The sequence below is a fragment of the Microbacterium sp. CFBP9023 genome (assembly GCF_034045055.1).
GTDB lineage: Bacteria > Actinomycetota > Actinomycetes > Actinomycetales > Microbacteriaceae > Microbacterium.
Genome location: NZ_JAXCWI010000001.1, coordinates 951,613 through 966,595 on the forward strand (window position 1 = coordinate 951,613; position 14,983 = coordinate 966,595).

General features: G+C 68.6%; 12 protein-coding genes. 3 read left to right on the top strand and 9 right to left on the bottom strand.

Going from position 1 to position 14,983, the window contains the following annotated elements; genetic code table 11:
* The first annotated feature begins 158 nt into the window (after positions 1-158).
* The gene (locus SOM10_RS04695; protein WP_320488691.1) at positions 159-425 is read left to right on the top strand and encodes a DUF4031 domain-containing protein; all 267 of its coding nucleotides are present in this window, start codon (positions 159-161) and stop codon (positions 423-425) included.
* Here SOM10_RS04695 and SOM10_RS04700 read toward each other — a convergent pair.
* A complete protein-coding gene (locus tag SOM10_RS04700; RefSeq protein ID WP_320488693.1) occupies positions 390-2,990 on the bottom strand; it encodes an Rne/Rng family ribonuclease in 2,601 nt (866 codons plus the stop codon). The genes SOM10_RS04695 and SOM10_RS04700 overlap by 36 nt on opposite strands.
* A gap of 281 nt (positions 2,991-3,271) precedes the next feature.
* Between SOM10_RS04700 and SOM10_RS04705 the strand changes: the two genes are divergently transcribed.
* Complete coding sequence (locus SOM10_RS04705) at positions 3,272-3,889, top strand: vitamin K epoxide reductase family protein (protein ID WP_053096588.1); 618 nt, start codon at positions 3,272-3,274, stop codon at positions 3,887-3,889.
* Between the two features lie 67 nt (positions 3,890-3,956).
* Here the strand turns inward: SOM10_RS04705 and ndk are convergent, their stop codons facing one another.
* The 5 genes from ndk to SOM10_RS04730 form a co-directional block, all read right to left on the bottom strand.
* On the bottom strand, positions 3,957-4,373 hold the full coding sequence (gene ndk / locus SOM10_RS04710; protein ID WP_029261664.1) for a nucleoside-diphosphate kinase: 417 nt from the start codon (positions 4,371-4,373) through the stop codon (positions 3,957-3,959).
* 1 nt (position 4,374) lies between these two features.
* The gene (locus SOM10_RS04715) at positions 4,375-4,797 is read right to left on the bottom strand and encodes a DUF4233 domain-containing protein (protein WP_053096593.1); all 423 of its coding nucleotides are present in this window, start codon (positions 4,795-4,797) and stop codon (positions 4,375-4,377) included.
* Positions 4,785-6,137: a folylpolyglutamate synthase/dihydrofolate synthase family protein gene (locus tag SOM10_RS04720; protein ID WP_320488695.1), complete on the bottom strand. Its 1,353-nt coding sequence runs from the start codon at positions 6,135-6,137 to the stop codon at positions 4,785-4,787. The genes SOM10_RS04715 and SOM10_RS04720 overlap by 13 nt, the downstream gene beginning before the upstream one ends.
* Complete coding sequence (gene ileS, locus SOM10_RS04725; RefSeq protein ID WP_320488696.1) at positions 6,134-9,499, bottom strand: isoleucine--tRNA ligase; 3,366 nt, start codon at positions 9,497-9,499, stop codon at positions 6,134-6,136. The genes SOM10_RS04720 and ileS overlap by 4 nt, the downstream gene beginning before the upstream one ends.
* A 420-nt stretch (positions 9,500-9,919) precedes the next feature.
* Positions 9,920-10,729, bottom strand: coding sequence for an endonuclease domain-containing protein (locus SOM10_RS04730; RefSeq protein WP_320488697.1), 810 nt, complete (start codon positions 10,727-10,729; stop codon positions 9,920-9,922).
* Positions 10,730-11,045: 316 nt separating this feature from the next.
* Between SOM10_RS04730 and SOM10_RS04735 the strand changes: the two genes are divergently transcribed.
* Complete coding sequence (locus tag SOM10_RS04735) at positions 11,046-11,696, top strand: pentapeptide repeat-containing protein (RefSeq protein WP_187249786.1); 651 nt, start codon at positions 11,046-11,048, stop codon at positions 11,694-11,696.
* Here SOM10_RS04735 and SOM10_RS04740 read toward each other — a convergent pair.
* From SOM10_RS04740 to SOM10_RS04750, 3 genes are read right to left on the bottom strand one after another with little or no spacing between them, the layout of a single operon-like run.
* Entirely contained in the window at positions 11,686-13,194 is a 1,509-nt protein-coding gene (locus SOM10_RS04740) for an ABC transporter ATP-binding protein (RefSeq protein WP_320488699.1), read from the bottom strand. The two genes, SOM10_RS04735 and SOM10_RS04740, sit on opposite strands and share 11 nt — an antisense overlap.
* The gene (locus SOM10_RS04745; RefSeq protein WP_053096602.1) at positions 13,191-14,003 is read right to left on the bottom strand and encodes an ABC transporter permease; all 813 of its coding nucleotides are present in this window, start codon (positions 14,001-14,003) and stop codon (positions 13,191-13,193) included. Before SOM10_RS04745 ends, SOM10_RS04740 begins: the two co-directional genes overlap by 4 nt.
* Positions 14,000-14,941 (bottom strand): ABC transporter permease, encoded by a 942-nt coding sequence (locus tag SOM10_RS04750; protein WP_320488700.1) that lies wholly within the window; start codon positions 14,939-14,941, stop codon positions 14,000-14,002. The genes SOM10_RS04745 and SOM10_RS04750 overlap by 4 nt, the downstream gene beginning before the upstream one ends.
* Positions 14,942-14,983 lie beyond the last annotated feature (42 nt).

Below are 14,983 nucleotides of genomic sequence, written 5' to 3' on the forward strand. Positions count from 1 at the left end.
GTTGCTTGCATGCATCGCGGGGCGACGGGCACGAACGCAAGACTCTCCGCTCCGACCGTCCAGGACGACGCGGCATACGCACCAAGGGACTACTTTACCGGATGCGGGACACTGTGGCAAAACGTGCCGCCCGGTGTGTCCGGTCATAGGCTGAAGGGATGACCGTTCTCGTCGATGACCCCCTGTGGCCTGCGCACGGGCGCCTGTGGGCTCATCTCGTCAGCGATGACACCCTGCAGGAGCTGCACGACTTCGCGAGGGCGCAGGACGTGCCCGCGCGCGCGTTCGATCTCGACCACTACGACGTTCCGGAAGAGATCATCCCCCGGCTCCTCGCCGCCGGCGCACAGCATGTCGGCGGCAAGGAGCTGGTCAGGCGGCTGATCGCCTCAGGACTGCGAATCCCCGCTCGCGACCGGCGCTGACGGCTCGGAGTTCACCGAGACGGGCGTGCCTGTGAGGGCAGCCGTCGAGACGCGGCGACGACCGCGACCCTGACCGGGCGCCTTCGGCTCGGGAAGAGCATCGAGCACCGAATCGAGCAGCGCCTCCGCCGGGGACTTCGGCGACGACTTGCGGTCGGATCCACGCTTCTTGCGAGGCTTCTTGGCGCGCTCCTGCGGTGCGGTCGCTTCCGTCGGCTCAGCCACGGGAGCGACGGCCTCTGCCGGCTCGTCGGCGTTCGGAGTGCGCGTCGAGGCTGCGATCTGCGCGAGTGCCGACTTCGCTCCCTCGGGGATGCTGTGCGTCGTCACCGCGGCCGGAGCAGCGCTCTGCGACTGACCGTTGCCGCCGCGCTGGCGACGGTTGGACTGAGAGCTGCCGTTCCCGTTGCCGTTGCCGTTCCCGTTGCTGCTGGAGCGGTGCTTGACGACGGGGTCGTGGTGGACGATGACGCCGCGGCCGGCGCATACGTCGCACGCCTCGCTGAACGTCTCGAGCAGGCCGAGGCCCAGCTTCTTGCGGGTCATCTGCACGAGGCCGAGCGAGGTGACCTCGGCGACCTGGTGCTTCGTCCGGTCCCGGCTGAGGCACTCGATCAGGCGACGCAGAACCAGGTCGCGATTGGACTCGAGCACCATGTCGATGAAGTCGACGACGATGATGCCGCCGATGTCACGCAGCCTCAGCTGGCGGACGATCTCCTCGGCCGCCTCGAGGTTGTTCTTGGTGACGGTCTCCTCGAGGTTTCCGCCCGACCCGACGAACTTGCCGGTGTTCACGTCGACGACGGTCATCGCCTCGGTGCGGTCGATGACCAGCGAACCACCCGAGGGCAGCCACACCTTGCGGTCGAGCGCCTTCTCGATCTGCTCCGTGATCCGGAAAGCGTCGAACGGGTCGGTCTCGTCCTCATACGACTCGACGCGCTCGAGGAGGTCGGGTGCGACGCTCTCGAGGTAGGCGCGGATCGTGCGCTGCGCGTCCTCGCCCTGGATGAGCATCTTCGTGAAGTCCTCGTTGAAGACGTCGCGGACGATCTTGACGAGGAGGTCGGGCTCGGCGTGCAGCAGTGCGGGTGCCTGCTGGTTCTCGACCTGCTTGCGGATGTGCTCCCACTGACTGGTGAGCCGCTGGACGTCACGCGTGAGCTGGTCCTCGGTGGCGCCTTCGGCCGCCGTGCGGACGATCACGCCGGAGGATTCGGGCAGGACCTCCTTGAGGATGCGCTTCAGGCGCGTGCGCTCGTTGTCGGGAAGCTTGCGGCTGATGCCGTTCATCGATCCGCCCGGCACGTACACGAGGTAGCGGCCCGGGAGCGAGATCTGGCTGGTCAGACGCGCGCCCTTGTGGCCCACCGGATCCTTGGTGACCTGCACGAGGACGCGGTCGCCCGCCTTCAGCGCGAGCTCGATGCGACGCGGCTGGTTGCCGGTCTCGACGCCGTCCCAGTCGACCTCACCGGAGTACAGCACGGCGTTGCGGCCGCGGCCGATGTCGACGAACGCTGCCTCCATGCTCGGCAGCACGTTCTGCACGCGACCGAGGTAGACGTTGCCGATCAGCGATGCGTCCTGGTTGCGAGCGACGTAGTGCTCGACGAGCACGCCGTCTTCGAGGACGCCGATCTGCGTGCGGCCGTTCTTGGAGCGGACGACCATCTTGCGGTCGACCGACTCGCGACGCGCGAGGAACTCCGCCTCGGTCACGACCGGGCGACGACGACCTGCGTCACGTCCGTCGCGGCGGCGCTGCTTCTTCGCCTCCAGGCGCGTGGAGCCCTTGATGGCCTTCGGCTCGGTGATGTACTCCACGACGCGCTGACGGGGCTGGCGCGGTTCATCGCGCTGCTCCCGCGGCTCACGCTGATCGCGAGTGTCGAGGTCGTCCGAACCGCCGCGACGACGGCGGCCGCGACGACCGGCCGGCTCGTCCTGCTCGCGGTCGGCGATGCGGTCGAACACACGCTCGCGACCCGTGCGCGCAGGAAGCGGCAGGACCTCGGGTGCGTAGAAGTGCAGCTGGGTCGAGACCTGCGAGACGAAGACCTCGGGGAGCAGCCCCAGCGAGACGGCGGTGAGGGGCTTGGGCTCCTCCGGCTTCTCGGGTGCGGTCTCGGCAGCGGGCTTCTCGGCAGCGGGCTGCTCGGGTGCGGCTTCGACAGCGAGCTGCTCTGCAGCGGCGTCGGGCTGCTCTGCAGCGGTGTCGGGCTGCTCTGCAGCGGCGTCGGGCTGCTCTGCAGCGGCGTCGGGCGCGTCCTGCGACGGAGCCTCCGCAGCAGCGGCATCCTCAGCCGGGGCATCCTCGACAGGAGTCTCCTCGACGGGAGCCTCTTCAGCAGGAGCCTCTTCAGCAGGAGCCCCCTCAGCAGGAGCCTCCTCCGCAGGAGTCTCCTCGGCCGAGGCGGTCTCGCTCGTCGAACCCTCGCCGTCGGCCGGAGCGTCGGATGCTTCAGCCTCCGGAGCGTCGGCGACTACCTCTGCGGGCGCGTCAGCATCCGCAGTGAAGTCGAGGGTAGGGGCGTCGTAGTCATTGTTCTCATCGGCCATCTCTGGCTTGCTCCTCGCGCGGACACTTCGTGTTCCGCTAACTCTCATGCGACACCCGCAGGTGTCGCGAACTCATTCGGTGTGCGACCGGCCCATGGCTCTGATCACGAGGGGCATACGGCCCCGAAGTCTGCGTCGATGCGCGCCACGACGGGGTCGAGCGATGCATCACAGGCCATTATCGCACCAAGTGCCCCGGTTCGCGGCATCCTCGCGACTCCGGGTCGTTTTCTCCGGCGCGCTCACGCCCGATACATAGCGATCGCTGAGAGAATCCACACATGAGCGAGCAGCGCACCCGCCCCGTCGTCTATGCCGTGTGGTTGATCATCGCGAGCGTCATCGGCTGGTTCGCCGCCTTCCAGCTGACGGTCGAGAAGTTCGTGCTTCTGGAGAACCCGACCGATGCGCTCGCCTGCGATGTGAGCCCCTTCATCCAGTGCAGCAAGAACCTCGGGTCCTGGCAGGGTGAGATCTTCGGCTTCCCCAACCCGCTGCTCGGACTGACCGGCTGGATGGCTCCGTTGGTGATCGGCGTCGCGATCCTCGCCGGGGCGAGGTTCCCGCGGTGGTTCTGGGCGGCCTTCGGCGCGGGGATCACCTTCGCCTTCGGACTCGTCTGCTGGCTCATCGGCCAGAGCCTTTACGCCGCGAACCTCGGGGTTCTGTGCCCGTGGTGCATGGTGACGTGGGCAGTGACCATCCCGACCTTCTTCGCGACGATGCTGCATCTGACCCGCAACGGCACCTTCACACGCAACGAGAAGACCCGGGAACGCGCCGACAAGCTGATGGTCTGGGTTCCGCTGGCCACCATCCTGGCCTACGCGGTCATCATCATGATGGCGCAGCTGCAGGGCCTGGACTTCCTCGGCGAGATGGCGCGCATCATCTTCTGACCCCGCCCGGACATGACGAAGCCCGCCGCACGATCTCGTGCGGCGGGCTTCGTCGTGTGCGGATCGGTCAGTCGAACCAGATGCCGAGCTCGCGTGCGGCCGACTCGGGGCTGTCCGAGCCGTGTACGAGGTTCTGCTGCACTTTGAGACCCCAGTCGCGGCCGAAGTCGCCACGGATCGTGCCGGGCGCGGCGGTGGTGGGGTCGGTCGTGCCGGCGAGCGAGCGGAAGCCCTCGATCACACGGTTGCCGGCGAGGCGGATGGCGACCGACGGGCCCGAGAGCATGAACTCCAGGAGCGGCTCGTAGAAGGGCTTGCCCTCATGCTCCGCGTAGTGCTCGGCGAGCAGGTCGCGGTCGGGCTCGACCAGGCGGATGTCGACGAGGGCGTAGCCCTTCGCTTCGATGCGCGCCAGGATCGTGCCGGTGAGGCCGCGGGCGACACCATCGGGCTTGACGAGGACGAGGGTTTCTTCGGTGGCCATGTCATTCACTCTCTGTCTGAGTCTCAGTCGTGGGCCCGTCGGGACGTCGTGCGTCCAATCGGGCCCCCATGATCGTCGCATACCCCCACATGCCGCCGAAAACCACGACGACGAGCAGGATCGCGGGGACCAGGATAGCCGCCAGAGCGATGACGACCTGCAGGACCCAGCCCGCCGTGATCGCCCACGGCTTCGTGATCATGCCGGCGAGGGCGAGGCAGGCGAGCCCGACGACGGCACCGCCGACGATCCCCCACCATTGCGGGATGCCCGCGGGCAGCGTCTTCAGACCGAAGACCGTGAGCCCCGCGAGGAAGACGACGATGGACTCGAAACCGAGCACGATCGGCGCCAGCTTCTGCACCAGAGTGCGTGGGGGACGCGGCGGACGGGCCGGGCGGGATGCAGCGGTCACGCGCGCCATCCCGACTTCCAGTCCTCTTCCTCGGCGAGAGCGATCGCCTCGCCGGCGAGCACGACCGAGCCGGCGATCACGACGGCCCGGCGATCCGATGACGCCGCCCACTCGCGGGCGGCGTCCGCTGCCTCGGCGAGCGTCGGGTGCACCGTCGCGCGCTGTCCCGTCGACTCGACGAGATCGGCGATGAGATCCGCGTCGCTCGCACGGTCGGACTCGGGCGCCGTGGCGAACACATGGGCCGCCGCGGGCGCGAGCTTCGAGACGATACCGGCGGCATCCTTGTCAGCGAGCACGCCGAGCACCACACCCCACTCGTCGAAGTCGAAGCTGTCATCCATCGCCTGCACGAGCGCGGCTGCGCCGTGCGGGTTGTGCGCAGCATCCACGATCACCGTGGGAGCGACGCCCAACAGCTGAAGTCGCCCCGGCGAGGTCGAGCCCTGCAGGCCCTCCGAGATGATGTCGGCGGCGATCGGCTGCTGCGCCCCGCCGATGAGCGACTCCACGGCTGCGACCGCGAGGGCCGCGTTGTGTCCCTGGTGCGCTCCGTACTGGGGCAGGTACTCCTCGACATACGCTCCGGCGAGACCGCGGATGGTCAGCAGCTGTCCGCCGACGGCGAGCTTCTGCTCGGCGAGTCCGAACTCCTCCCCTTCGAAGGCGATCGTGGCGTTCCTCTCGGCAGCGACACGGCGCAGCACCTCGGCGGCCTCCGCCGGCTGCTGGGCCGACACGACGGCAGCGCCCTCCTTGATGATTCCCGCCTTCACGGTCGCGATCTCGGCGATCGTGCCGCCGAGACGATCGGCATGGTCGATGTCGATGGGCGCGAACACCGCCACATCACCGTCGGCCGTGTTGGTCGAGTCCCACTGGCCGCCCATTCCCACTTCGAGGACGAGCACGTCGACCGGGGCATCCGCCACCGCCACGAAGGCGAGCACGGTGAGCAGCTCGAAGAACGTGAGCGGCTCCTCACCCGTTGCCTCGAGCTCGGCGTCGACGATCTCGACGAACGGTTCGATCTCGTTCCAGGCGTCGACGACGGCGGCATCCTCGATCGGCTCTCCATCGATCACGATGCGCTCGGTGAAGCGCTCGAGGTGCGGACTGGTGAAGAGGCCCGTGCGCAGCCCGTGCGCGCGCAGCAGGGTCTCGATCATGCGAGCGGTCGAGGTCTTGCCGTTCGTACCCGTGATGTGGACGACGCGATACGTGCGCTGCGGATCGTCGAGATACGCGAGGATGCGCGCTGTGCGCTCCTTGCGCGGCTGCACCCAACGCTCCCCCGCACGACTCAGCAGCTTGTCGTAGACGGCATCGGCCTTGTCGCGTGCGCTCATGCGGCGGGCTCCTTCGTCGTGACGTCGATCGTGACGATGATCGGACGCTTGTCGGCGCCCAGGGCGGTCGCACCACTGCGGAAGACGCCGTCGCCGGGGCTGGCGACCTCCTGCACGAGGGTGTCCATGTCGTCGGTCGCCTGCACCGCGAACGCGATGGCCAGGGTCTCCCCCGCGATCAGGTCCGCATGCGCCTGCAGCGCCTCGGCATCGGCCGGGCCCACGTTCAGTGCCAGAACGATGCGGTCGCTCACATCGAGGTCCGCATTCTTGCGGGCCTCCTGCACGACGCGGATGGCGTCTCTCGCCAGTCCCTCGGCTTCGAGCTCAGGAGTCGTCGTCGTGTCGAGCAAGACGAATCCGCCGCTCGGCACGATCGCGAGCGCCTCCCCCTCGGGGCGGCCGGTGGTCTCGAGCACGAGGTCGTACTCGCTCGGCTCGAGCACGATGCCGCCCGCGGTCACGACGCCGTCGACCTCCGACCAGTCGCCGGACTTCGCGGCCTTGATCACCGTCTGCACGTTCTTGCCCAGACGCGGACCCGCCGCACGGGCGTTCACGCTCAGCCGGTGGCTGATCCCGTATCCGCCGGCGGTCGTGTCCGACTGCTGGACGAGCTCGACCGACTTGACGTTGAGCTCCTCGCGCAGGATGTCCTCGAACTGGCCGAGCGTGGCCGCCAGAGGTGACACCACCGTGAGGCGTGCGAGTGGCAGCCGCACACGGAGCTTCTCCTTCTTGCGCAGGGCGTTGCCGACGCTCGACAGCTCGCGAACGGCATCCATCGCGTCGCGGATCTCGTCCGCCGCGGGGAACGCGGTGTCATCCGGCCAGTCCTGCAGGTGCACGCTGCGTCCGCCCGTGAGCCCCTGCCACACGCGCTCGCTGATGAGCGGCACGAGAGGCGCGCCGACCCGGGTCAGCGTCTCGAGCACCGTGTAGAGCGTGTCGAAGGCGTCTGTGCTCGACCCCTCCCAGAACCGGTCGCGCGAGCGACGGATGTACCAGTTGGTGAGCACCTCGGCGAAGTCGCGCAGACGCGCGGACGCGGTCGTGGAGTCGAGACCCTCGAGGTCCGCACGCACCTCGCGCACCAGGTCGCCGAGACGAGCGAGGATGTAGCGGTCGAGGACGTCGGTCGAATCAGTGCGCCAGGTCGCCTCGTATCCGCCGGGCTTCGCCGCGTTGGCGTACGTCGCGAAGAAGTACCACGAGTTCCACAGCGGGAGCAGGAACTCGCGCACGCCCGAGCGGATGCCCTCTTCGGTCACTGCGAGGTTGCCGCCGCGCAGCACCGAGCTCGACATGAGGAACCAGCGCATCGCGTCGGAGCCGTCGCGGTCGAGCACCTCGGAGACGTCCGGATAGTTGCGCAGCGACTTCGACATCTTGTAGCCGTCGTTGCCCAGGACGATGCCGTGGCAGCTGACGCCCGTGAACGCCGGTCGATCGAACAGCGCCGTCGAGAGCACGTGCATGACGTAGAACCAGCCACGCGTCTGCCCGATGTACTCGACGATGAAGTCGGCGGGCGCATGCGTGTCGAACCACTCCTGGTTCTCGAACGGATAGTGCACCTGCGCGTACGGCATCGAGCCGGAGTCGAACCACACGTCGAAGACGTCCTCGATGCGGCGCATCGTGCTCCGGCCGGTCGGGTCATCGGGGTTCGGACGGGTGAGGTCGTCGATGTACGGACGGTGCAGGTCGATCTCGCCCTCGGGGTTGCGCGGGAGCGTGCCGAAGTCGCGCTCCATCTCCTCGAGCGAGCCGTAGGCGTCGACGCGCGGGTACTCGGGGTCGTCGCTCTTCCAGATCGGGATCGGCGAGCCCCAGTAGCGGTTGCGGCTGATCGACCAGTCGCGCGCGCCTTCGAGCCACTTGCCGAACTGGCCGTGCTTCACGTTCTCGGGCACCCAGGTGATCTGCTCGTTGTTCGCGAGCAGGTCGTCCTTGATGTCGGTGACGCGGATGAACCAGCTGGACACGGCCTTGTAGATCAGGGGATTCCGGCACCGCCAGCAGTGCGGGTACGAGTGCACGTAGCTCTGCTCGCGCAGGAGGCGCCCCTCGGTGCGCAGCAGGCGGATGAGCGGCGTGTTCGCGTCCATCCACAGCTGCCCGGCGACGTCGGTGACGTTCGGCAGGAATCGTCCGCCATCGTCGAGCGACAGGATCGTCGGGATGCCGGCAGCACCGGCCACCCGCTGGTCGTCCTCACCGTAGGCAGGAGCCTGGTGGACGATGCCGGTGCCGTCGCTGACCGTGACGTAATCGTCGACGAGGATGCGCCAGGCGTTCTCCGTGCCGTAGGTCTCGGCGTCGGCGTAGTAGTCGAAGAGCCGGTCGTAGGTGACGCCCTCGAGCTCGGCTCCGCGCACCGTCGCGTCGACCGCGGCGAGCGCCTCGTCGAGGCTCTCGTATCCGAGCTCCTTGACGTAGCCGCCGAGCAGCTCACGCGCCAGAAGGTAGCGGTGGGGCGAGGCCTCGACGGCGGCATCCGTCGTTCCCGCGACCTGGTGCACGTCGGCGGCTCCTCCTGGACCGGCGGGCAGCACGACGTACTCGATGTCGGGGCCGACGGCGAGCGCGAGGTTGGTGGGGAGGGTCCAGGGGGTGGTCGTCCAGGCGAGTGCCCGCACGGCGGTGAGACCGAGGGCCTCAGCCTTCGCACCGGTCAGCGGGAACGTGACGGTGACCGACGGGTCCTGACGGTTCTGGTACACATCGTCGTCCATGCGCAGCTCGTGCGCCGACAGCGGGGTCTCGTCGCGCCAGCAGTACGGCAGCACGCGGTATCCCTCGTAGGCGAGTCCCTTGTCGAACAGGGTCTTGAACGCCCAGAGCACGCTCTCCATGTAACCGAGGTCGAGCGTCTTGTATCCGCGCTCGAAGTCGACCCAGCGAGCCTGACGCGTGACGTAGTCCTGCCACTCATGGGTGTACTTGAGCACCGAGTCCTTCGCCTTCGCGTTGAAGACGTCGATGCCCATCTCCTCGATCTGGCTCTTCTCGGTGATGCCGAGCTGCTTCATGGCCTCGAGCTCGGCGGGCAGACCGTGGGTGTCCCAGCCGAAGACACGATCGACCTTCTTGCCGATCATGGTCTGGAATCGCGGGAAGACGTCCTTGGCGTAGCCCGTGAGCAGGTGCCCGTAGTGCGGCAGGCCGTTGGCGAACGGCGGGCCGTCGTAGAAGACCCACTCGTCTTCGCCCTCGCGCTGCTCGATCGAGGCGCGGAAGGTCTGATCGGTCTCCCAGAAGTCGAGCACCTCGCGCTCGATCTGAGGGAACCGAGGGCTCGGGGCGACGGAGGCAGCCTGGTCGGCGGCGGGGCCGAAGGAGGAACGCGGGTAGGTCATGTCGTCTCGCAGGAGTCGTGGCGGATGCTGCTGCGAGGACGATCCGTCCGGCTTGTCGTTCCGGGGACCGCGGTACCACCTCGCGTGCCGCGCCTCACGGCGGAGCCACTCTCACTGCGGCTGTGACGGGCCTGCCCCGCTCGGTTCTACTGAGTCCGCCCTCGCGAGCCGACCGTTCTTCCGAGAGCTCCCCGGTGATGTCCGGATCACAGCTCTTGTCTCCCATTGTACGCGCGGTGCGGCGCGTGCGCCTCCTGCCTCCTGAGAGCGGCCGAAGTCCGTGCGCGCTTCCGATGTCGGTTCTGTCTTCGGAGCCCGCGCCCCCGTCGGCCGAATGCACCTCCGTCGGCCAGTCTCCGGGAATTCGGCCGAGGTACGACCATCTGTCCGACGGTGCGAAGCGTCTGAACGGCGGGTCACTCACCCCGCGCGGTGCAGTCCCTGCGCGACCGCGCGCATGATCAGGTCCTGCACGATGTGCCAGTCGAACACGACGTGCGTGTACGACACGCGCATCACGTGATACCCCATCAGCCGCAGTTCGGCATCGTGCCGGATGTCTTCGGATCGCTGCGCACCGACGTGGTGGGCCCCGTCGATCTGTACGACGAATCGGTCGCCGATCAGAGCGTCGACGCGGTGGCCCGCGATCCAGATCTGCACGCGGATCGGCTCTCTCAACCACCGCAGTCGCGCACGAAGGTAGGTCTCCAGCCCCGCGTCGGCGAAAGGAGTGGCCCGTTCGAGAATCAGCCGCGCCGCCGGCTTCCACGAGTATCCGCGCAGAGCTTCCATCGTGACGAGCGACTTGTTGAGCGCTGACTCCCAGGTCGCGAGCGCCCGCTCGAAAGGCTCGCACTCAGCGATGTACGCCAGCACATTCTCGATCGGATCGACGAGCACATCCGGATGACGCGGCACGATCGGACTGCCCCAGTGCACCTGCGCGTCGACACGTCGCCTCCCCGCGGCGTTCGGCCCGACGGCGACGTGTGGCTTGCCCGAATCGTCGTGCAGCCAGAGACCGAGCCGAGCGGCTTGAGTACGGCAGGTCAGCACGACGCCTCGGCGCGCCGCGCTGATCAGCATCCCGTCGGCGGAAGGCACCGCGAGCCATCCTCGTCGCGGCCGGATCAGCACACCGCCTTCGACCGCCGACGCGACCAGGCTCCGAGCGAATCCGCGCTCTTGGATGACGGTGACACGCACGACGCCGCCGAGCTCCGTCATCGTCGCAAGCAAGTCCTCTGACGTTCTCCGCACCCAGCCAGTGTGGGACGTATCGCGTGCGCGTCGCCCCCCCGTTCCAGGCTTGTGCGCACAACGGCGTCTCGTGGCGTTCTGTGCAGGACCGGTCGAGGCGTCCGCAGACGTCGCTCGCTCGCCACTCTCGTGCTCCCGCTCTCGCTCGGCCGAATCCACCTCCCTCGGTCCGATTCAGCGCGATAGGCCGAGTGAAGCGCATCCGAACCGAGGAAGGAGCAGCCGAACCGAGGAAGGCGCGGCCGAACCGAGGAGTGTCTCACCCACCCCCTACCCTCGAAGCATGGCCCGCTCCCCCGAATCCCCTGCGGCTCCCCGCGTTTCGCCTCCCGACCTTCCCCTCGAGTTCGAGTCCGCGACGGCTCGGCGCAGCGCAGACCTGCTGGCGGCACAGCTCGATCTCGAGGTCGCAGCCGATCTCGCCCACGCCTCACTCGAGCAGTGCACGATCACGGCCGACGCCGACAGCGTCGATCTGACCGGAGCCACCCTCATCGACGTCGACATGACGGGTGTCCGCATCGCCTCGCTCAAGATGCGGGATGCCGGCATCCGTCGCGTGCGCATCAGCGGCGGACGCATCGGCACGCTCGATCTGAGCAGCGCCCGAATCGACGAGCTGGAGCTCCGCGACGTGCGGATCGACTATCTGAACCTGGGGGCGTCGAAGGCCACGGACGTCGAGATCACCGCGTGCAGCATCCGGACGATCGACATGCCCCAGGCCGAGCTCACCCGCGTGCGCTTCACCGACACGCGCTGCGACGAGGTGGACTCCCGCGGCATGCGCGCCGCGCACGTCGACCTGCGCGGGCTCGACGCCTCGGCGTTCCTCGATGCGAACAGCCTCCGCGGCACGACCCTGAGCAGCTTCCAGGTGCAGCAGCTCGCACCGGTACTCGCGGCGGGGATCGGCATCCAGGTCAGGGACTGACGGGCCGGTTCGCGTCGAGCAGCTCCTGAGTGAACGGATGCTGCGGCGATTCGAACACGTCCGTGACTGCACCCTGTTCGACGATGACGCCGTCCTGCATCACCAGCACGTCGTCGGCGACCGCCCCGACGACATCGAGATCGTGCGACACGAAGATCATGGTCAGCCGACGCTCGCGCTGCAGCCTCAGTAGCAGCTGGATCACGCGCTCACGCACCGACGGATCCAGAGCCGACACCGGCTCGTCCAGCACGAGCACCTCGGGCTCGGCAGCCAGTGCCCGAGCGATGGCGGCACGCTGTCGTTGCCCACCCGACAGCGCGGACGGCCGCCGGGTCGCCAAAACGGGGTCGAGGTCGACCTCGGCGAGAAGCTCGGACACCCGCGCGGCCCGCAGCGCCCGAGGCACGCCGCCCGCGGCGAGCGCCTCCCTCAGCGACCGCCCGATGCTCCATCGAGGATCGAATGCGCCGAGCGGATTCTGGTGCACGAGCTGCACGCGGTGCTCGCCGATCCAGCGCAGGCCGCCGTCGTCCGGCTGCTCGACACCGACGATCATCCGGGCGAGCGTCGTCTTGCCCGACCCCGATTCCCCGACGATGCCGAGTGTGCGTCCCTGATGCACGGCGAACGACGCGTCGTTCACGGCGGCGATCTCCTCGTATGTCCCTGTGACGCCTGTGGCGACGAGCACGGGTGTCACGTCGTCGGTAGAGGTCACACGCGGCTCGTGCATCGTCGCGGCGATCAGCTGTCGGGTGTACGCGTGCTGCGGCTTCTCGAGAACCTCGCCGACGGGCCCGGACTCGACGACCACGCCGTTGCGCATGACCAGCACGCGATCGGCGATGCGACGGACGGCCGCGAAGTCGTGGCTGATGAACACGATCGCGGTGCCGGCGTCGGCGATGTCGCGGAGGAGTCCGAGGATCCTCGCCTGCACCGTCGCATCGAGAGCCGTGGTCGGCTCGTCCGCGACGAGGATCGCGGGTTCGGCCGCGATGGCCGAGGCGATCAGTGCCCGCTGCCTGAGTCCGCCGGAGAGCTCGTGCGGGTACTGCCGCGCTCGGCGGGCGGCGTCCGGCATCCAGACGCGGTGCAGCAGCTCCTGCACTCTTTCGCGCAGCGCCGCTCGTCCGGACCTGAGGCCGTGGAGACGCAGGGGTTCGGCGATCTCCGATCCCACCCGTTGCAGCGGATCGAGCGAGACGAGGGCATCCTGCGAGACGAGCGCGATGCCCGCGCCGCGCAGAGACCGCCAACGCCGCTCGCCGAACCGCGCGACATCCGTCCCGTCGATGATGAACCGTTCGAACCGCACCCGTGCGTCTGCGGGCGTCAGTCCGAGAAGTGCCCGCGCGGTGAGCGACTTGCCCGCGCCCGACTCACCGACGATGGCGACGCACTCCCCTCGCGCCACCGACAGCGACACCCCGTCGACGACGGGCGTCCCACCGAAGTCGATGCGCAACCCCTGCAGCTCGAGCGCTTCCGTCACGACGTCCGCCCCTCTGCTCTGGCACGCAGCACGCGGCCGACGATCGTCGCCGCGATCACGGTGACGGTGATCGCGATGCCGGGGAACACGGCGATCCACCAGGCCTGTCCGAGCACGTTGCGTCCTCCGGCGAGCATGAGGCCCCACTCGGGAGTGGGCTCCGACGGGCCGAGACCGAGGAAGCTGAGTCCGGCGGCCGCGAGGATGCTCGAGCCGATGCCGATCGTCGCGAGCACGCTCAGCGACCCGAGCACACCCGGCACGACATGCCGGACGAACGCGGGCACAGGGGGGACGCCGAGGATCCGGGCGGCCTCGACGTGCTCGGCGCTGCGGAGGGTGCGGGTCTGCACCCTCGCCAGCCGGATGTAGACGGGGACGGCGGCGAGCGTCACGGCGATCGCGATGTTGACCGGTCCGGGCCCGAGCACCGCCACGACCACGAGCGCGACCAGGAACTCGGGGAAGGCCATGAGCACATCGTTCACCCGCATGAGTGCCGCGTCGACTCCCCGCGGGGCGAGGCCCGCGAGCGCACCGATGAGCAGCCCCACGGCGAGCGCGATGCCCGTGGCGAGCAGGCCGATGCCGATCGAGCGCCCGGCCCCGTAGAGCACGCGCGAGTAGACGTCACGCCCGCTCTGATCGGTGCCGAACAGATGCTCGGCGCTGGGCGGCAGAAGCGATGCGCGCACGTCGGTCTGAAGAGGGTCGTGCGTGGCGAGGACAGCGGGGAAGGCCGCAGCGAATGCGAGCACCAGCAGCACGGCCACGGCGCACCAGAGCAGCACGGTCTGCGCGCGCTTCATCGCCTTCCTCCCCGCCCGGTGCGCAGCCGAGGATCGATGAGCGGATGCAGCAGCTCGATCACGAGGTTCACGATCACGAAGACGAGGGCACTGAGCAGGATGATCCCGGTGATCACCGGCAGATCGCGGTTCGTGATGGCCGCGAGGGTGACCCGGCCGAGGCCCGCCCTGGCGAACACGGTCTCTACGAGCACCGCTCCTCCGAGCACCGATCCGGTCAGGTAGGCCGCCAGGGTCACGGCATTCGCGGCACCGTGTCTCAGTCCGTGACGCAGCGTGAACCAGGACGGGCTCGCACCCCGCGCCCGCACGGTCTCGGCGAACGGCATCCGCTCGGCCTGCACGAGTCCATCCCGCAGCACCTGGCTGAGCAGCGCCGCCACGGGAAGCGCGAGCGTGATGGCCGGCAGCACGATCGTCGCCGGATTGCGGGCACCCGAGACAGGGAACCACCCCAGTCCGAATGCGAAGACGCTGAGCAGGATCAGTCCGATCCAGAACACGGGCGACGACAGGATGACGAGCTCGATGCCCGCGGCGACGGCTCGTCCTGCCTGGCCTCGCACCAGCAGGGCGACGGCGAGCGCGAGCAGCACGGCGATCACGAGAGCCAGCGCCGAGAGCTGCAGCGTCGATCCGAGCTGACGGCCGATGACCTCGGTCACCGGCATCCGCAGCTGATACGACTCGCCCAGGTCTCCCCGGGCGAGCTGACCGATGAAGGTCAGATACTGCTCGAGCGGGGGTCGATCGAGGCCGAGCTCCGCACGGATGCCGTCCTTGACCGCGTCGCTCACCTGAGCCTGCGGCCCGAGCATCACCGAGACCGGATCGCCCGGGATGACGCGGAACGCCAGGAAGACGAGTGTCGCCGCACCCCAGAGCACGATCACGACGGATGCCGCGAGACCGGCGATCCGGATGAGCGCTGCCTTCACCGTTGGCGCCCTCTCGACGATCTCTGAGCACCCTTCGGCACG

What these genes read in the sequence shown, in the direction of transcription:
- SOM10_RS04715 (WP_053096593.1), bottom strand. Translation starts at nt 4,797, where the DNA reads ATGGCGCGCGTGACCGCTGCATCCCGCCCGGCCCGTCCGCCGCGTCCC.
- SOM10_RS04695 (WP_320488691.1), top strand. Translation starts at nt 159, where the DNA reads ATGACCGTTCTCGTCGATGACCCCCTGTGGCCTGCGCACGGGCGCCTG.
- SOM10_RS04745 (WP_053096602.1), bottom strand. Translation starts at nt 14,003, where the DNA reads ATGAAGCGCGCGCAGACCGTGCTGCTCTGGTGCGCCGTGGCCGTGCTG.
- SOM10_RS04735 (WP_187249786.1), top strand. Translation starts at nt 11,046, where the DNA reads ATGGCCCGCTCCCCCGAATCCCCTGCGGCTCCCCGCGTTTCGCCTCCC.
- SOM10_RS04730 (WP_320488697.1), bottom strand. Translation starts at nt 10,729, where the DNA reads ATGACGGAGCTCGGCGGCGTCGTGCGTGTCACCGTCATCCAAGAGCGC.
- ndk (WP_029261664.1), bottom strand. Translation starts at nt 4,373, where the DNA reads ATGGCCACCGAAGAAACCCTCGTCCTCGTCAAGCCCGATGGTGTCGCC.
- ileS (WP_320488696.1), bottom strand. Translation starts at nt 9,499, where the DNA reads ATGACCTACCCGCGTTCCTCCTTCGGCCCCGCCGCCGACCAGGCTGCC.
- SOM10_RS04705 (WP_053096588.1), top strand. Translation starts at nt 3,272, where the DNA reads ATGAGCGAGCAGCGCACCCGCCCCGTCGTCTATGCCGTGTGGTTGATC.
- SOM10_RS04720 (WP_320488695.1), bottom strand. Translation starts at nt 6,137, where the DNA reads ATGAGCGCACGCGACAAGGCCGATGCCGTCTACGACAAGCTGCTGAGT.
- SOM10_RS04700 (WP_320488693.1), bottom strand. Translation starts at nt 2,990, where the DNA reads ATGGCCGATGAGAACAATGACTACGACGCCCCTACCCTCGACTTCACT.